13 protein-coding genes and 2 tRNA genes are annotated in these 14,212 nt (G+C 45.3%); 5 read left to right on the forward strand and 10 right to left on the reverse strand.

What is annotated here, in order from left to right:
- Positions 1-114: 114 nt before the first annotated feature.
- From alr to NGM44_RS09785, 3 genes are all read right to left on the reverse strand, one after another.
- Positions 115-1,362: an alanine racemase gene (gene alr, locus NGM44_RS09775; RefSeq protein ID WP_253223470.1), complete on the reverse strand. Its 1,248-nt coding sequence runs from the start codon at positions 1,360-1,362 to the stop codon at positions 115-117.
- A gap of 151 nt (positions 1,363-1,513) precedes the next feature.
- Positions 1,514-1,590, reverse strand: a tRNA-Asp gene (locus tag NGM44_RS09780).
- Between the two features lie 4 nt (positions 1,591-1,594).
- Positions 1,595-1,670: transfer RNA gene (locus NGM44_RS09785), tRNA-Val, on the reverse strand.
- 512 nt (positions 1,671-2,182) lie between these two features.
- Here NGM44_RS09785 and mnmG point away from each other — a divergent pair.
- Positions 2,183-4,084, forward strand: coding sequence for a tRNA uridine-5-carboxymethylaminomethyl(34) synthesis enzyme MnmG (gene mnmG / locus NGM44_RS09790; protein ID WP_253223471.1), 1,902 nt, complete (start codon positions 2,183-2,185; stop codon positions 4,082-4,084).
- 200 nt (positions 4,085-4,284) lie between these two features.
- Positions 4,285-5,241: an AEC family transporter gene (locus NGM44_RS09795; RefSeq protein ID WP_253223472.1), complete on the forward strand. Its 957-nt coding sequence runs from the start codon at positions 4,285-4,287 to the stop codon at positions 5,239-5,241.
- A gap of 166 nt (positions 5,242-5,407) precedes the next feature.
- On the opposite strand, the gene NGM44_RS09800 is transcribed toward NGM44_RS09795, so the two are convergent.
- Positions 5,408-6,622 carry a glycosyltransferase gene (locus NGM44_RS09800; protein WP_253223473.1) on the reverse strand — a complete coding sequence of 405 codons (1,215 nt, stop codon included), beginning with the start codon at positions 6,620-6,622 and terminating at the stop codon, positions 5,408-5,410.
- An 11-nt stretch (positions 6,623-6,633) separates the two neighbouring features.
- Positions 6,634-7,119 carry a peroxiredoxin gene (locus tag NGM44_RS09805; RefSeq protein WP_253223474.1) on the reverse strand — a complete coding sequence of 162 codons (486 nt, stop codon included), beginning with the start codon at positions 7,117-7,119 and terminating at the stop codon, positions 6,634-6,636.
- Between the two features lie 234 nt (positions 7,120-7,353).
- Here NGM44_RS09805 and NGM44_RS09810 point away from each other — a divergent pair, with 234 nt between their 5' ends.
- Positions 7,354-8,667 carry an NCS2 family permease gene (locus NGM44_RS09810; protein ID WP_253223475.1) on the forward strand — a complete coding sequence of 438 codons (1,314 nt, stop codon included), beginning with the start codon at positions 7,354-7,356 and terminating at the stop codon, positions 8,665-8,667.
- A 78-nt stretch (positions 8,668-8,745) separates the two neighbouring features.
- Here NGM44_RS09810 and NGM44_RS09815 read toward each other — a convergent pair whose 3' ends face one another.
- From NGM44_RS09815 to queC, 3 genes are all read right to left on the reverse strand, one after another.
- Complete coding sequence (locus NGM44_RS09815) at positions 8,746-9,363, reverse strand: TetR/AcrR family transcriptional regulator (RefSeq protein ID WP_253223476.1); 618 nt, start codon at positions 9,361-9,363, stop codon at positions 8,746-8,748.
- A 26-nt stretch (positions 9,364-9,389) separates the two neighbouring features.
- A complete protein-coding gene (locus NGM44_RS09820; protein WP_253223477.1) occupies positions 9,390-9,731 on the reverse strand; it encodes an SMR family transporter in 342 nt (113 codons plus the stop codon).
- A gap of 109 nt (positions 9,732-9,840) precedes the next feature.
- Complete coding sequence (gene queC, locus NGM44_RS09825; RefSeq protein ID WP_253223478.1) at positions 9,841-10,542, reverse strand: 7-cyano-7-deazaguanine synthase QueC; 702 nt, start codon at positions 10,540-10,542, stop codon at positions 9,841-9,843.
- A 133-nt stretch (positions 10,543-10,675) separates the two neighbouring features.
- On the opposite strand from queC, the gene NGM44_RS09830 reads away from it, so the two are divergent.
- Positions 10,676-11,317 (forward strand): MarC family protein, encoded by a 642-nt coding sequence (locus NGM44_RS09830; protein ID WP_253224679.1) that lies wholly within the window; start codon positions 10,676-10,678, stop codon positions 11,315-11,317.
- 87 nt (positions 11,318-11,404) lie between these two features.
- On the opposite strand, the gene mnmD is transcribed toward NGM44_RS09830, so the two are convergent.
- A complete protein-coding gene (gene mnmD, locus NGM44_RS09835) occupies positions 11,405-13,309 on the reverse strand; it encodes a tRNA (5-methylaminomethyl-2-thiouridine)(34)-methyltransferase MnmD (protein WP_253223479.1) in 1,905 nt (634 codons plus the stop codon).
- A gap of 9 nt (positions 13,310-13,318) precedes the next feature.
- On the reverse strand, positions 13,319-13,618 hold the full coding sequence (locus NGM44_RS09840) for a YciI family protein (RefSeq protein WP_253223480.1): 300 nt from the start codon (positions 13,616-13,618) through the stop codon (positions 13,319-13,321).
- Positions 13,619-13,932: 314 nt separating this feature from the next.
- On the opposite strand from NGM44_RS09840, the gene NGM44_RS09845 reads away from it, so the two are divergent.
- On the forward strand, positions 13,933-14,154 hold the full coding sequence (locus tag NGM44_RS09845; protein ID WP_253223481.1) for a hypothetical protein: 222 nt from the start codon (positions 13,933-13,935) through the stop codon (positions 14,152-14,154).
- Positions 14,155-14,212: the final 58 nt, after the last annotated feature.

The following is a 14,212-nucleotide window of genomic DNA, read 5'->3' on the forward strand; positions in this document are numbered from 1 at the left end:
AGATTATCAATAATTTACAATCAGCTTTTGGTAACTTTAAATAAAAAATGAACCATTAATCTAGGATCAATGGTTCATAAAAGGGCTTGCCAATCAAGCTTGATTAAAGTTTGGTTATGGCTTAATCAGACGCGGATTTGAATTACCCCAAACAGAATATAAATCGGCGAGCAGTGCACCGTTTAATTCTTCAATCTCAGCTTGCGTGACTTCACTATCGCCTTGCTTACCAAAAAGCACCACTTCATCATTAATTTTCACAGGTTGTTTTGCCATGATATCAGTCACATCGACCATGGTGGTGTTCATTGAAGTTTTACCAACCACAGGCGCGCGATGCCCGTTGATGAGTACATGACCTTTATTGCTAAAGATGCGACGGTAGCCATCAGAGAAGCCAAGGGGTAAGTTGGCAAGATACGAATCGCGTGTCAATTCATAAGTGCCATCATAGCCAATTTTTGTGCCTTTTGGATAAAAATGCACGGCGGCAACTTTTGATTTGAACTGCATGATTCGCTTTGATGGCAGTTCAACGCCGCCGACAGGATCGCCATACATCAAGCGACCAGGGCGCACCATATCCAAGCGGCTCTCAGGAACCAAAGCGGTAGCAAATGAATTGGCGGTATGCAGGGTTAATTTTTTGCGATCCAATTTGGCGGCTTTGATTAGCCAATCGGTTTGTTTATTGAACTGCGCCAAGCTTTCGCGAACAAATGCTTCATCTTCAAAAGCATAGTGCGTCATAATGCCTGTCATGTTCAGATTTGATAGCTTGGTGATGGCGATGGCGTCTTTTTGACCTGTTTTGTTGCTTACATCCAGACCATTTCGACCCATGCCGCCTGCATTCAGTGCCAAGTGGAAGTTGATAACTTTACCATGTTTTTTGGCAATATTATCCAAAGTTTTGGCATGATCTAGGCTGCCCACCAATTCGGTAATATCGTACGCAAGCGCAGATTCAACTTCGTCACCACTTGCGATACGAACGCGATTGATGATGCCTTGATATCCATGCGCACGCGCAACACGCGCTTCTTCGTTACTGGTGACGGCAATGCATGATACGCCCAATTTGATGACGCTTGGCATCAGCAGATCGATGCCATGACCGTATGCATCACCTTTTAGAACGGCGCAGATTTTCGTCTCTTCACCTAGGGTCTGTCTAAGATTGGTGATATTATCTTCAAAAGCCTGAACATCAATCTCAAGATAGGCATTGGTGATGGCGTGATTGGCGGCGTAGCTGTAATCGCCAAGTGTATGCAGCATCGGTGCAGCATGAGTAGTGCCAACTGAAAGCGCACCGAATAGTGCAAGGGCTAGAAAAGTAGGTTTGGTCTTCATCTTCAAGTTCCTTTTGGTTGTGAATGATTGCAACATTGTAACCAACCGAAACCAGAATGTAAATATGATATGCTATAAATTATAAAATTTTTGACATAAAAACAAAAAATCCCAAGCCAAAGACTTGAGATTCAAAGTATCGCAATGCGATGAATAGTGGCGCAGCGGACGGGGCTCGAACCCGCGACCCCCGGCGTGACAGGCCGGTATTCTAACCAACTGAACTACCGCTGCATAGTGGTGGGTGGTAACGGGATCGAACCGCTGACCCTCTGCTTGTAAGGCAGATGCTCTACCAACTGAGCTAACCACCCTAAAATGTCTTTTCCAATTTGGAAAATTGATACTGTGTCAAGGTATCACATTTTAAGTCTTGAACCAAACACGCTACAATGTGTTGCTGTGTTCGTTCGTTCGTTGTGGTGCGTATTATATAGAAATTTTGGCAGGTGTCAAATGCTTTTTCGATAAATTTTCTTAAATTTCTGCATAAAGTTTATAACTTATTGATTTATATTATAATTTTATAATGATAAATTTGTATATTTTGGATAAGATTTTGACAAACTGAGTTTGGTTTTTGATTTTCAAATGATTAAAGTTAAGAAAAAGACACAGCTTAGCGATGATGATTTTTTTTGATAATCGGTTTAAAAAAACCAATCAATATCAAAACTTTGATCTAAATTTTATTGCAAAAAATCCAAACCCAAGCAAAAATAACACAGCAATATTAAAAACGCTGAATTTATGCTAAAATAGTCGCCATTTTCCTTATTGGCATAAATTCGCACAAATATTACAACAGATCATCTGCAGGCATACCATGAGCTATACCACAACCTACACCTTCCCAAAAAAATATGATGTCATCGTCGTCGGTGGCGGTCATGCAGGCACAGAAGCGGCATTGGCTGCGGCTCGCATGGGGGCTGCCACCATGCTGATCACGCACAATATCGAAACACTGGGTCAGATGAGTTGCAACCCTGCTATCGGCGGTATCGGTAAGTCGCATTTGGTGCGTGAAGTGGATGCGATGGGTGGGGCGATGGCGTTGGCGACGGATAAGGCAGGCATTCAGTTTCGCGTGCTGAACAGTCGCAAAGGGGCGGCGGTGCGTGCCACGCGTGCGCAGGCTGACCGCATATTATACAAGGCCGCCATTCGCCATGTGCTTGAAAATCAAGAAAGTCTTGATCTGTTTCAGCAGCCTGTCGATGACATCATCGTCGAAAATGGTCGTGCGGTGGCGGTGGTGACAGCCACGGGTGTGCGCTTTGATACGCGAGCGGTGGTGCTGACTTCGGGGACTTTTTTGGGCGGGGTGATCCATGTCGGGCTTGAGAGCCAAAGCGGTGGACGAGCAGGGGATATGCCAGCGATTCGCTTGGCGGATCGTTTGCGCGAGCTTCAGCTGCCTGTGGGCCGTCTCAAGACAGGGACGCCTGCGCGTATCGATGCGCGCACGGTGGATTTTAGCGTGATGACTGAACAACCTGGTGATACACCGCTGCCTGTGATGAGTTATATGGGTGATGTGTCGATGCATCCGCGCCAAATCCCGTGCTATATCACGCATACCAACGAGCGCACACATGATATTATCCGCGATAATCTTGATCGCAGTCCGATGTTCAGCGGTAAAATCGAAGGCGTCGGCCCGCGTTATTGCCCATCGATCGAAGATAAAATTCACCGCTTTGCTGATAAAGACAGCCATCAGATTTTTATTGAGCCTGAAGGCTTGACCACGCATGAGCTGTACCCAAATGGCATCTCAACGAGCCTGCCTTTTGATGTGCAAGTGGCGTTCATTCGCTCGATGAAAGGGCTTGAAAATGCACACATCACGCGCCCTGGTTATGCCATCGAGTATGATTATTTTGATCCACAGAATCTAAAGCCGACGCTTGAGACTAAGTCAATTGACCGTCTGTATTTTGCAGGGCAAATCAATGGCACGACAGGCTATGAAGAAGCAGCAGCGCAGGGCTTGCTTGCAGGTATTAACGCCGCTCGTGCCGCGCAAGATCAAGAGTTTTGGACGCCGCGTCGCGATGAAGCTTACCTTGGCGTATTGGTCGATGATCTGATCACGCACGGGACTAAAGAGCCGTATCGTATGTTCACTAGTCGTGCCGAGCATCGTCTGCTGCTGCGCGAAGATAATGCCGATCAGCGATTGACTGAGACTGCGCGTAAGCTTGGCTTGATCGATGATGCGCGCTGGGCGGCGTATTGTGAGAAGATGAATGCCATCAGTGCTGAGACTGCGCGCCTACAAGAGATTTGGGCGACGCCGAATAACACCATTGGCAAAGCCTTTATGAAAAATACCCAAGAAGTATTGAGCAAAGAAAATACTTTGCTTGATTTGTTAAAACGCCCAAATATCAGTTTTGATGATATTGCAAAAGTCGCTGACAGTGCGGTGAGTAGCGAAGTCGGTGAGCAGATTGAGATCGCGGTAAAATACGCAGGCTATATTGATCGCCAAAATGATGAAATCGAGCAGATGAAGCGCCTTGAAAATACGCCATTGCCGCTTAATTTTGACTATACTGCGGTGTCGGGTCTGTCAAATGAAATCGTACAAAAATTAAGCCAAGTGCGACCAGCGACCCTAGCCCAAGCGTCGCGTATCAGTGGTGTGACGCCAGCGGCGGTAAGTCTGCTTGCCATGACGCTTAAAAAGCATAAGAAACTGCAACAATTATCCCAATAATATGGTCTATAAAATTCAAAATAATACTGCGTTGGCTTGTCTTGCTGTACTACCTGTACTATCTGCGACTCGCCGCCTAGTCTTATTTTATTTTTATACGACCATACAAACTTAGGCTGAAGAATCATTTTCAGCCTAAGTTATTTATAATGACTGTAAAACTTGATTTGTGTAAAAATATTAAAATATAGGAAATCATCATGCTTGCCGCTATCATCTTTGCCATCTCCATCACTTTGCCAAACTTGCTGTTAATGCTGCTTGGTTTTATGATGAATAAGCAAGGCAAAGTCAACGAAGGCTTTATCCAAGTGGCGACAAATATGGTGTTTAATTATTGCTTGCCTTGCTTGTTATTTTTTAGCGTATTAAAAAGTAATGTCGATATTGCTAAGCAAGTCAATCTCTTAACCGCTGGGCTTGCTTGTACTTTAACACTATTTATCTTGGCTGAAATTTATGCTAAGTTTTTTGTAGAGAAAATTGAAGATAAGGGCGTATTTGTCCAAGGAGTGTTTCGCTCAAATATGGCGATTATGTCGCTTGCGGTGGTGGCGAATGCTTATGGCGCAGATGGATTGAGTGTCGGCGCAGTGTATATGGGCATTTTGACCATTGTTTATAATATCTTGGCAGTCATCACGCTATCACGCACCGCCAAAACCGAAGGCGGCATCATGGCACAAGCCACAGGTATCATCGGACATATTATTAAAAACCCGTTGGTCATCGCACTGGTTGCAGCCTTTGCTTATAAGGCGGTCGGGTTGCCTGCTTTGCCAAGCTTCATCACCAAAACTGGTGAGCTGCTTGGCGCGGTGGCATTACCATTGGCGCTCATCTGCGCAGGCGCAACGCTCAATCTTAAATCCATGCTGTCGCTCTCAGGCGTGTCGATGCAGGCGAGCATTGGGCGCATCATCATCGCGCCTGTTATGGCAGTGTTGTTTGGTCTAGGCTTTGGGCTGCAAGGCGTGGAGATGGGTGTGCTGTTTTTGATGATCGCAAGTCCAGCGGCAGCGGCAAGCTATGTGATGGCAAAGGCAATGGGTGGTAATGATGTCTTGGCGGCGAATATCTTGGGCTTTACCACGGTTTTTGCAATGATTGGCATGGCAGCAGGTATGGCAGCGCTCAGGGTGCTTGGCTTGGCGTGAGGTGGGTGATTTGAAGTATAAATCATCACATTGAACGCTTTGCCAAGCTTGACTTAAGATAAAAATAAAAACTGTCCCGATGGTGTGAAATGTGCCATGCGGGACAGTTTTTTCATAGATGCTAAAGTGGTTTTGTTGTCAATCAATCAAACCAAAAGTAAATCTCTCAAGACTTAGCCGTAACCGCCACCAAATTATCATGGCGATCTTTGGTGACCAGCTGACAAAATGGACAAAGCGCCTGATACACAGACAGCGTGCCTGCGACCATTTGTTCGATATTATATTCGTGCGTCATTGCAGGGCGAATCTGATTGGCAAGCTGAAATTTCACCGATTGGCATAAGGCGCGCGCGGTCTGTTCTTTGACCAAGCCTTGCGGATATAAGTCGTTTAAAATATCAGCAAATGCCCCTTTTGCCCAACCCACGACAGGCGTGCCAAGATGGATGGCTTGTAGCGCAGTCATGCCGATGCTTTCAGGACGATTGGCAAGCGCAAGCACGACATTGGCAGATGCTAGCCACTCTTTCATATCAGGCGGTGATTTACCGACGAATGTCACGCGATCAAACAGTCCTAAGGCATGAAGTCGCTGGACGAATTCTTCGTAAAATACGCATTGGTTTTGGCGTGTATTAGGATCATCATCCATGATCACTGCATGGATATTTGGGAATTTTTCTTTTAAATTACCTAAAATATCTACAAGCCACTCTTGCCCGTATTGTGATCCGACAATAGTGGGGAAAATCAGCCATTTTTTATGCTCAAGCTCAGGAAACTGCGCAAAGGTCTGATGCAGCCAATACACCGATGCATGATGGCGATAAGGATATTTGCGCAGATCGACACCGCGCGGCACACAGATTAGCGAATCTGTGATGTCAGGCAGTTTATCATTATCTTTCTTATCTTTTTTTGGTGCAAGTTTCTTACGAAAATAGGTATCAATACTTTTGGAAGAACTGATCAATTTATCTGCCTGAAATAGAGCTTTTGAGTATGAGTTTAGCGGATAAAATCCGTACAGGCTTGAGACGATTTTTGGCTGTAAGTCTTCTGGATAAGGGCGTAGCGCCCAGTGCAGTACCCATGCAGGCGTGCGCGAATGCACATGGATGATGTCGGGCTGATACTTGAGAATCAGTCGTCTGAGCGCGAAGATGTGCCGAAGTGCCCACCAGCTTTTTTTGGGCATTGGCATCTGATGATAAATCGCACCATCGCGCACCAGTCGTGTGATCAGCTCATTATCCCGATCAGCACTACCGACGATGATTGATGTGTGACCCGCCTTGATCAGCGCGCGCGAAATCGGATAAATGCCGCGCTCGGCTTCATCGTGCTTGAGTGATGATGACAGCTGCAGAACTTTCATGAATTTGTGGCTTAATTACTTAGAAATTCCAATAATTGATCAACATGTTCTTTGGCTTTGACATTGCGAAAGCTGCCAATCATCTGAGCATTTTTATCATAGACGAAAGTAGAGCGCACCACACCAAGATGTGTTTTGCCATACAGCATTTTTTCTTTGATGACATCAAAATGCTTGCACAAAACTTCATCAGGATCACTGATCAGATCGATATTTAGGGACTGTTTGGCGATAAAATTGCCATGCGATTTGACGCTGTCGCGTGACACGCCGATTACACGGTAGCCAAGTGCAGCCAATTTATCAAAATTAGCAGTAAAATCAACAGCTTGTACAGTGCAACCGGGGGTATTGTCCTTAGGATAAAAATAAATGATCAAACCCTTGTCGCTGCCTGCCATTAGGTTTGGCAGGGTGGTTTGTTGCTCGCCTTGTGTATTAACCACTGTGACGGTGAACTCTGGCAGGGTGATGGTCTCATTACTATTTTTTAGCATAAAAATCCTTGGGTGTAATCTATGGTTATTGCTGCTATTTTAGCAAATTTTTCTCCCAAATTCAGTTACAAAACAGCACAAAGTTTTGTAAATTTGCAAGAAATTTCTGTAAATCAAGCGACAAATACGGTAAAATAAAGGGTTTTATCCAAGGTGCATCATGATTTTTGCACCGTTTAACAGTTGTTGTCATCTGACATCATGGCTCTTTTGAGCATTTTTCATGGGTTTAATATGTCTTTGTCTTCCTATTTACAAATCAGCGAGCGTGGCTCAAGCGTGCGTCAAGAAGTGATTGCGGGTTTGACCACTTTTTTGGCGATGGTTTATTCAGTCATCGTTGTGCCAAATATGCTTTCACAAGCAGGTTTTCCTGCTGAATCGGTATTCATCGCCACTTGTTTGGTCGCAGGTCTGGGCTCGATCTTGATCGGTCTGTGGGCGAATGTGCCGATGGCAATTGGTTGTGCCATTTCTTTGACGGCATTTACCGCGTTTAGCCTTGTGCTTGGGCAGGGCGTGAGCATTCCTGTGGCGCTGGGTGCGATTTTCTTGATGGGCGTGGTGTTCACCTTGATTTCGGTGACGGGGATTCGTGCGTGGATTCTTCGCAATTTGCCATCAAGCATCGCGCACGGTGCCGGCATTGGCATTGGTCTGTTTTTGCTACTGATCGCTGCAAATGGCGTGGGTTTGGTGGTGAAAAATGACGCAGGTCTGCCCGTGACGATGGGAGAATTTGTCTCATTGCCTGTGATTATGTCATTGCTTGGCTTGGCGGCGATCATTGGTTTAGAAAAACTAAAAGTCAAAGGCAGTATCCTATGGGTCATCATCGCCATCACGGTGATCGGTCTGATTTTTGATCCTGCGGTAAAATTTGATGGTGCAATCTTGAAAGTGCCAAGCTTTGGTGAAGAGTCGCTGTTCCTGCAGATGGATGTCATGGGCGCGCTGAATGCGGCGATTTTGCCTGTGGTATTTGCTCTTGTGATGACGGCGATTTTTGATGCGACAGGTACGATTCGTGCGGTGGCAGGTCAGGCGAATTTGCTGGATAAAGATGGTCAGATCATCAATGGCGGCAAGGCTTTGACTTCAGATTCGGTCAGCAGCTTGTTCTCGGGTATCTTTGGTACTGCGCCTGCTGCGGTGTATATCGAGTCGGCGGCAGGTACGGCGGTCGGCGGCAAGACGGGCTTGACGGCGATTGTCGTTGGCGTGCTGTTTTTGCTGATGTTATTTTTCCAGCCATTGGCGTTTTTGGTACCAGGTTATGCGACTGCGCCTGCTTTGATGTATGTGGGTCTATTGATGCTGAGCAATGTCTCAAAGCTTGATTTTGATGATTTTGTCGGTGCGATGAGCGGTCTTGTATGTGCGGTATTTATCGTGCTGACGGCAAACATTGTAACGGGTATCATGCTTGGTTTTGGTGCATTGGTATTGGGCCGTGTGATCTCAGGTGAGTTTAACAAACTTAATATTGGCACGGTGCTGATCGCTGTGGTACTTGTGGCGTTTTATGCCTTGGGTTATGCGATTTAAGTTTTGATTGTTAAATTTATCATAACAAAAACCCTGCCTGATATGATTGAGCAGGGTTTTATTTTATCTAAAAAAATCTCAATCAGCCATCGCCATGATCGCTTGATAAACTTGCATAAATTTATCACCATCTTCTGCCAGTGTCGGATCAAACCACGCGCCATCAACGGCATAGCGCATCAGCAGGTGGCGCGCTTCACTGTCAGTTGCAGCAAATTGTCGCTGCTTTTGGGTAAGCCAATCCGACCACTGTGCTTGCATCAATGCATCACCTGTGATCGAGCGGATCAATCCTGCCCATTCACTGTTTAGCCCAATCTCATGATTTTCAAACATCACTTTGGCGTAGGCCTTGCTAAAACAGCCCGATACCTGCCCAGATTGTTCAATTTCTAGTAAAATCGCTGTGTTTAGCAGTGCGATAAATAGCCCAATCACCGCCGAGAGCAACTCTTCTTTATTTTTAAAATGATGAAACAATCCGCCTTTACTTGTCCCTGCAGCATCAGCGACTTTTTGGATGGATAAATTGGCAATGCCATCATGAATCATCAAATCTTTGGCAGCGAGAATCAGCTGATGACGCAGCTTTTCGGGGTTATTTTTGCGCTTTTTGGGCGTGTCATTTTTGGCAGCATCGTCCAATTCTACCAATGTAGTTTCTGCCGCTTCTGCGTTTGCAAATAAATCTGTCATTGTTAAATTTTCCTAATAAATAATCATCAATGTGTGACATTAGAAAATACATTCATCACAATCACCCCTGCGACGATTAAGATGATGCCAATGATGGCGGGCAAATCCAAAGACTGCTTTAATACAAAAAAGCCAATCAGTGCGGTCAGCACAATGCCTACACCAGACCAAATCGCATAGGTGATGCCAAGTGGAATGGTTTTTACCACTTGGGCGAGCAAATAAAACGCGATGATAAAGCAAATCAGCGTGATGGTGGTGGGGATAAGCTTGGTAAAACCGTCGGATTTTGCCAAAAATGTCGAGCCTGTGACTTCGGTGATGATGGCAAGTCCGAGTAGTACATAAGCGGTCGTGGTGGGTGTCATAATGCGTACAACTAAATTAAAAACCAACTGGTCGGTATTTTATAGGATTTATTCCATAAAGGCAAGAAAAAGCGGATGAATATCACCCGCTGATTTGGCAAAATTACAATTATGCATAATGCGTTGGGTCAGCCACACCTGCATCAATAAAACCTTGACGGCGCAAATGACAGCTGTCGCAGACGCCGCACGCTTCACCATGTTCGTTCGCCTGATAGCATGACACGGTTTGGCTATAATCGACGCCAAGCTGTAGCCCAAGTTGTAGCGTTTCGGCTTTTGAAAGGGTTTGTAGTGGTGCGATGATTTCAAGCTTATGCCCTTGGCGCGCGGCAACGGTGGCAAGATTTGCCAAAGTCTCAAATGCAGCGATAAAATCAGGGCGGCAATCAGGATAACCTGAATAATCGACCGAGCTGACACCGATGACAATCGCCGATGCGCCGCTGACTTCAGCTGCGGCAAGTGCATAGGATAAAAAGATGGTATTGCGAGCTGGCACATAGGTGATGGGCGCAACAGCGGTGCTGTCATCATAGACGATGCTGTCGTCGTGGTCAGGCACGGCGATATTATGATCGGTCAGGGCTGAGCCACCAAGCTGCGCGATGTCGATGTCAATGATACGATGATCGACACCCAGAGATTTTGCGATGCGCATGGCGGCGTTCAGTTCACTGGAGTGGCGCTGTCCATAGCGAAAACTGATGGCGACGACACGGTTGAATTGTGATTCTGCCCAGTATAGGCAAGTGGTAGAGTCAAGTCCGCCCGAGAAAAGCACGACGGCTGTTTGGTCTTGGTAAGTCATAATGGCTGATATATAGTTATAAAAAGTGCGGTTATTGTACCATAATGTTCCGCTTTTTGATAATTGACAAGCAGTGCGTGAAGTGTGTTACAATGACAAACCCCTTAAGACTTTCATCATAGCGCACATGGACATCGAAGCAGAAATTTTCAAAATTATCTTGGCATTTGTGGTGCTGATCAATCCATCGGCAGCCATTCCTTTGTTTGTCAATTTCACCGATGGTTACGCGACAAGTGATAAGAAGAAAGTTGCGCGTATCGCCAGTGCTACCGTGTTTTTGGTGATTGCATTTTTTGCACTGTTTGGTGAAGTATTGCTGCGTGGTTTGGGGATTTCTTTGGGATCGTTTCGTGTGGCAGGCGGGATTTTGCTGTTTTTGATTGCGCTTGGTATGATGAATGATGGTAATAACCCTGCCAAGCCCAATCATGATGACTTACACCACGCGCCCAAAGATCCCAGCGCGCTGACTGGTATGGCGGTTGTGCCGCTTGCCATTCCGATGATGATCGGTCCGGGTGGTATCTCGACGGTGATCATTTATTCTTCACAAGTGCAAAGTACGCTATCGATGGTACTGATCGTTGTCGCAGGATTTCTAATCAGTCTGTTCTGTTATGTGTCATTGATGGCAGCAGGGCGTATCAGTCAAGTGCTTGGCAAAACAGGTCTGAATGTCACCAATCGTATCATGGGTATCATCTTGGCGGCATTGGCGGTGGAAATCGTCGTCAATGGTGTGCGTGATATTTTCCCACAATTGGCGCTGTAACTTAGTGTATTGTAACTTAATGAGAAGCCAAACAAAAAGCGTCTGTATATAAAATATAGACGCTTTTGTTTGGCTGATACTGCTAATTTATGCCAAGTCTGTCAAAGGGGTTTGCAGTCTTTCGCGTTTCGGGTTTAGCTTGTCTAATAAAATCTGATCAATTGGTAAAATCGTCCCATTCATCAGATCTGCCAAAATCTCAGCGCATAATGGCGCAAAGCTAAAACCTTTTGAACCCATGCCATACAGCGTAAACAGCTGCGTATCAATCTGCCCAACCAAAGGATGATAATCAGGTGTCTGCGCACGAATGCCGACTTTACCGTGAAATTCACTAACATCAGGCAAAGCGGCTGCGATATCAGGCAGGGCGGCGGTTAGTTTAGATAAATTAAACTGATGCTCATCGAGTGATATCGTGGTATCGGTGGAATTTCGCACAAAGCTTGCACCAAATAAGAACTTGTGTTCGCCATCACCATCATCAAAGGCTGCACAGTAGCCATCGTATTTAATCGGTGTCTTGGGCAGCCCTTTTTGTGCCAGTAATTGTGGGAAAGTGACCCATGATAACTGCCCACGGATTTTACGGCATTTAAAAAGTGTATCGTCCAAAAGCTCACTTTCAAAACCTGCGCAAATCACCACAGAATCATAGCACTGCACACCGCCATTTGATAAGTATAGATTAATAGAATTATCGGATTTTTCAAGCTTATCTACTGTATCTTGGATGACGGTGATGTTCGGTAGATGAGCGATAAGTTTGGCGATGCTTTGGGTATTGATAAGCCCTGCCAATGGCACAAAAGTGGCAATATCCGCTGTCTGATATCCGCTGTCATCCATCTGATAAATCAGTGCGTCAGGATAAGGAGCGATCTGTGCGCTGCGTTTTTCGGCGGATTTTTGACTAGGTAATAAAAAATCCACCGCACCCGTCGGTTCAAAAATCGGTGCGCTATGGGTATCGCTTTCTTGTAAAGATTTTGACAAGTTTTTATAAATACGCTGTGCGTACAAAAAACTCACCGTCGGCAAGTGATTATGCGCGTGTTCGATCAAGGTAAGCTTCGGTGCAAGTAACGCCCTGGGATTACCTGACGCAGCGCGCATCGGTGTGGATTTATCAATCAAGCTGATACGATGACCACGGCGGCTTAGGGCGATCGCTGTCATCACGCCACTAATGCCAGCGCCGATGATGGCAATGTGCTTGCGCGCGCGTGGGGTAGGATTAATAACATCACTGACAAACTGCGCGGTGATCATCTCGCGCTTATGCCCAAAGCCTTTGATTTTATTGACTTGAAAACCTGCTTCCTGCAGATTGCGCCGTACAAAGCCTGCTGCGGTAAAAGTCGCCAAAGTCGTGGCAGAATGCGACAGTCGTGCAAATTGTTTGAATAATTCTACTGACCACAGATCACTGTTTTTGCTTGGGGCAAAGCCGTCTAAGAACCACGCATCGACCTTTTGGCAAGTATCCGTCAAGTTGTCGGCAAGCGTGCCAAAACTGTCATAAGCATCGCCAAACCATAAATCCAGTGTAATCTGATCGCTGATATGCAAGCGATGACAACCTGCCATCAGTAGCGGATATTGCGACAACAACGCATCAATCCATGGTGTGGTATGCTCATCTCGCCAAGCGGTGAGTGCAAGTTGCAAATCATCCAACGACAAGGGGAATTTTTCGGTGCTGATAAAGTGCAGGCGAGCATTTTTTGGTGCATTTTGCGACCACAAAAGGCAAGTCGCCAAAAAATTCAGCCCAGTGCCAAAGCCTGTCTCGGCAATGACAAAGCTTTGATGGGCTTGCAAATTGGCAAAACGCGTAGGCAGCTGATTGCCTTGCAAAAACACATAATGCGTCTCAGCAAGCCCACCTGCTCGAGAAAAATACACATCATCAAAGGCTTCTGATACAGGGATGGTATGCCCCTGAGCATCGGTTTGCCAATGGATGCTGGCGCGCTGAAGTTGGGTCATCGGTATTTGTCAGTCAAGCTTTGGCAAGGCTTGGATAAACGGCTTGACATCGACATGGCTATATACGCCACCGCTGATATACGGATCATCAGTCGCCCAAGCTTGTGCTTGCTCAAGATCATCAAAATGTGCGATGATGATGCTGCCACTCATCGCAGGTTCGCCATGCTTGATGGGATTTGGGCCTGCGACGACCAGTCGATTTTGGGCATCGAGTGCACTTAGGCGTTCGATATGAGCAGGGCGGGCGTGTAGGCGTTTTTCGGTGCTGTCAGCGACATCATGACCGATGATGGCAAATAGTGGCATAATCATTCCTAAGTGGTGAATTTTTATAAAATTATACAACTGTCTAACCAAAAAATCTATGTAAAAAATAACCACTTATCCTGTAGATATGGAGTGGTATTGCAAACGGTATTCAGTGCCTACCAAAAATATCTACAAAGTGATACACTGGATTATTGTCAAAGAAATTAAAATAGTACAGTAGGTGCGTAATAATGCACTACTCAAACAGTTTGGGTTAATGGTGCACCGTGCGTACCCTGCTGTACTGCTAAAAAAATAGAGTGGCATTAATAAAAAAATAATTTCCATGATGAATTAAGGTTGAAATGATAATGAATAAACAGAAATTTGATATAAAAAATTTAGAAGACCACCCCAAAATTATTATAATAGAGCCATGGGGAGAAGAGATTATCCTAGAGAGTGGGAAATTGGTTTCTCTACAAGTCTTGAGTGATAAAGAAGGAAATTTAGAAATTTTTCTTGAACAAAGTTGCATCATTATTTATGCATGGGATGGATGTGTGATAGATTATAATTTATTTGATATTTGAATTGAGGCTGATGTAGATTAGTACATATGATATACTGCAAATATAAAGCTAAATCATT

This window comes from Moraxella sp. FZFQ2102 (genome assembly GCF_024137865.1).
Lineage (GTDB): Bacteria > Pseudomonadota > Gammaproteobacteria > Pseudomonadales > Moraxellaceae > Moraxella.